We start from the raw sequence: 3435 nt of genomic DNA, 5'->3' as shown, positions 1-3435 counted from the left end.
ATGTTTTTTGATAAAAAATGAATTTAAAAGATGTTGAGAAACATTTAGTAAAAATTCAAATATAGCTATTTTTTATTTTTTGCAACAGAACCAGCAGACCAGTATTCTATAATTTTATTTATTATATCTTGCAATTACCACATCATTGTATTTGATATCGCCCCTCAAATCATGGTTAAAAAGAAACTTAACAAATTTCATAATTATAAAGTGAGTAAATAAGCACTGATGAGCATAATATAATTAGAAAGTTAATTATATTAATTTATTAGGCACCGCCTTCATGGTTTTCCAATGAGCCGAGAAGATCACAAAATTGTTTGTGGCAAATTTGTACCAAACTATGCTTCAAGTAATACTGTTTGTGGTAGCACAGCTACTGTTTTCATGCTTGGTAAGAATTATAAGCAATTGATTAACATGCATCTTATACCTATAGCTATGTTTCGTAATCAGCAAGTCAACACAATGCAAGATTCATAAATAATATGAATCAGCGCACAATCACCCTCTTAAAGATCGCAAGAGAGTTTATCTTGATTTTTAGTTACTGATAAATAACATTATTATGCAAGATCCAACCATCTACATGAATCCCCTCAGGATCATGATGTGTCCAATGAATTACGCCACCTTTCTCATTCCATTCATACTCACCCAAGAACTCAATTTGATCATTTAAAGATAATGCATCAATTCTTGGCGACAAATCGATATTGTGCGAAATTAGCAACGTCTGTTTTGATTCTAATTCAATGATAAATCGTTGATGGCGACTACCATCAAGGTCATCAGATAATATGGAAATTACAGTTCCAGTTCCATAAACTTGCACATTACTTTGACCATCCGCAAATAATTTTTCTAAAAGTTCATCCCCATCAGGTTCTAGTGCAACAAAATCTGAAATTGCTCCGGCCTTTAGTAATCCGTTAAAAACATCTCCATAGGCATAGACTTCGCCGCCTTTGGTTCCAATATAGTTGCCAGTGTCAGAATAGTAGCGTACCAAATAATCATTAAAACCAACAGTTGTCATTCCCTCAGGTGTAAAGAACTCTGGATACGATTTCTCCGCAAAATTAAATAACTTGTTGCTATTGATCAGATCATTCTCAGCAAATGCGATTGCCGGCGATAATACCAAGAGTAATAAAGCAGTAAATTTCATCGTCATCCGTTAATTTTTAATACAGATAATTTGTCAATAATTAAGATGTAATTTCCATAATATAAAAAGCTTACACCTGGCAAATCAGTTTCCACATAAATATAACGGCAAAGTATTATGATACTGTATTATTTTGAAGACACATAACAGCTCTGCTCTTGTGTAGATATTTTTAGGAGCACAAACTGTGCTACGCAAGATTACTTTGACAGGCTAACTCAAACCTGGTGTCTGGTTTTAGATCAGTAAGTTAAATCATGCTTAATACAAAAAAACCTATAGATAGTTACACGGAGCAGATAGAAAACTGTTTTCTAAATCATTCCAGAAAGAAAAAGAGAATGTGACAAATATAAAGATTAATGACGTGTATTGGCGATCACTATCGTTTATATTTGCAATGTAACAATAAGTTACCATGCGTCTTAATCCGTTGGTCCTCAGTTCGAATCTGGTGCCCTACCAATATAAAAAAAGGGATTGACTCAAGAAATCTCATTGCATGTAATGAAATGGAACAGATATTTTCCTGCTGTACTGCTAAGATCAACTAAAACAGATGTTGTGTAATATTTGAGGAGCATGAATTCAATGAAATTGTAGGATTATGATTGTAGTTTGAGTAACCTTGGAGATTTCAATGCTGACATATAAAAATCTATTAAAAATCTTTTATTGGAGTTACACAAAACCTTGGGCGTCAAGATTGACAGGAGTTTTCAGTCTATTATTCATACTCAGCGGTTGCCAGACGATATTAAGCCCCGAACAGGCTACCACAACGTTCTGGAAAGCGATGACGAATGGCAATCTCGAATCCGCTAAAAAACACACGTCATTGGAGACGCAATATCTTGTAACTAAACAAGAAAATATTATGGGAGCGTCACTAGAGACGGGCGTAATTGTCATTGATGGCCTCACTGCGAAGGTTGCAACTTTTATAACGCTAAAAAATCCCGAAAGCAATAATCTCTTATCTTTCGATACTGTTTTATTAAAAGAAAACGATCTATGGAAAGTAGATTATCGACAAACGCTCAATAACCTTTCAGTCCAGCCTTTCGGAGAGGTTATTAATAGCCTGCGGGCAATTGGCGATGTCATTAACAAGAAGTTAGAGCAGCAAATGCCGTTGATTGAAAACCAAATTAAATCCTTTAGTAATCAACTTATACGGCAATTGGATGAGTTTCGCCATCAGTTGGAAAAAACCAACCCTACTGAAAAACCATAGTCTTTTGCTCACGATGTGGTTTAACACTGTTTCTCCAGATGATTATTTACGGTAGTATTTTGTAAATATAGCTGGTGGTTTTAAATAGTTGGATTTTTGAAAATATTTAAATCGAATTAGGAGATTGCATGCACTACGTTATTTCTACTACTTGGGGCCCAACGGATGTTACGCGCGCTGCACTACCGTTCATATTTGGAGCTTCTGCTTTGCAAGCAGGAGACACAGTAATGATTATGCTATTTCACGATGCGGTAACTATTGCACTTGATGGGGCTCATCAGAAAATGATTCCTTTCGGACCACCTTCAAAGTTTGCGGAATTATTTACCAATCCAAACGCTCAGGTTGTTGTGTGTAAACCATGTGCTGAAGTTCGATCCATACAAGAAAGTATGTTGGTGAAGACCGCTATTTTTGGTGGCATGAATGATCTACATCAAGAGGTATCTCGGCCAGACGCGAAATTCATCAGCTTTTAATTAGAGCCCGCCTTCTGAAGAAATTGATTTATTTTGACAGACTTGTCAATGGATTCTATCAGATAGAGAAAATACAATTTGGATTTACAGCATCTGATGAGTCGGTTATCACTATTTCCACTTCGAGGAAAGTTCGTATTATGATTATTTATAACAATAATGTTTGACCTTATTACGAAGTTATCTTTAGGTATCCAATTGTCTGCGAGGTATTGCCATGTTAATTCTTGCAGGATGCCCTACCCTAAAATTGTTGTCTTTATAATTATGTAATCTTATTTTAAGCTACAAAAATCCACTACCCTAGATTCCGATAACGTCTGAATGATATTCCACTCAACATGTTACATAATTTCAGATGAAAATAGATGGCGTTGTTCGTATAGGGTCGCTGAATTATTTATGCTAAAATTAACGCTAATATTCTGTTAGCTTAGCAGTCTCGTAATCTATTTCGAAGTAAACAATTTTTTATATCTTTCTAGAAAAAAATACATTGCGATTTTCCATAGTTTTTTGCTATTAGATTAAATAGATATACATTT

At 34.8% G+C, this 3435-nt stretch carries 3 protein-coding genes; 2 read left to right on the top strand and 1 reads right to left on the bottom strand.

Annotated elements, in window-relative coordinates:
- Positions 1–547: 547 nt before the first annotated feature.
- On the bottom strand, positions 548–1171 hold the full coding sequence (locus C7H79_RS16690) for a DUF3465 domain-containing protein (RefSeq protein ID WP_197714667.1): 624 nt from the start codon (positions 1169–1171) through the stop codon (positions 548–550).
- 796 nt (positions 1172–1967) lie between these two features.
- Here C7H79_RS16690 and C7H79_RS16685 point away from each other — a divergent pair.
- Entirely contained in the window at positions 1968–2408 is a 441-nt protein-coding gene (locus C7H79_RS16685) for a hypothetical protein (protein WP_242447355.1), read from the top strand.
- A gap of 128 nt (positions 2409–2536) precedes the next feature.
- Positions 2537–2890 (top strand): DsrE family protein, encoded by a 354-nt coding sequence (locus C7H79_RS16680; protein ID WP_106708360.1) that lies wholly within the window; start codon positions 2537–2539, stop codon positions 2888–2890.
- The last annotated feature ends 545 nt before the right edge of the window (positions 2891–3435 follow it).

The sequence above is a fragment of the Nitrosomonas supralitoralis genome, assembly GCF_003011925.2.
Lineage (GTDB): Bacteria > Pseudomonadota > Gammaproteobacteria > Burkholderiales > Nitrosomonadaceae > Nitrosomonas > Nitrosomonas supralitoralis.
The sequence above is the reverse complement of the archived record's forward strand: the minus strand, read 5'-3'. Positions and strand labels throughout refer to the sequence as shown.

What these genes read in the sequence shown, in the direction of transcription:
- C7H79_RS16690 (WP_197714667.1), bottom strand. Translation starts at nt 1,171, where the DNA reads ATGAAATTTACTGCTTTATTACTCTTGGTATTATCGCCGGCAATCGCA.
- C7H79_RS16685 (WP_242447355.1), top strand. Translation starts at nt 1,968, where the DNA reads ATGACGAATGGCAATCTCGAATCCGCTAAAAAACACACGTCATTGGAG.
- C7H79_RS16680 (WP_106708360.1), top strand. Translation starts at nt 2,537, where the DNA reads ATGCACTACGTTATTTCTACTACTTGGGGCCCAACGGATGTTACGCGC.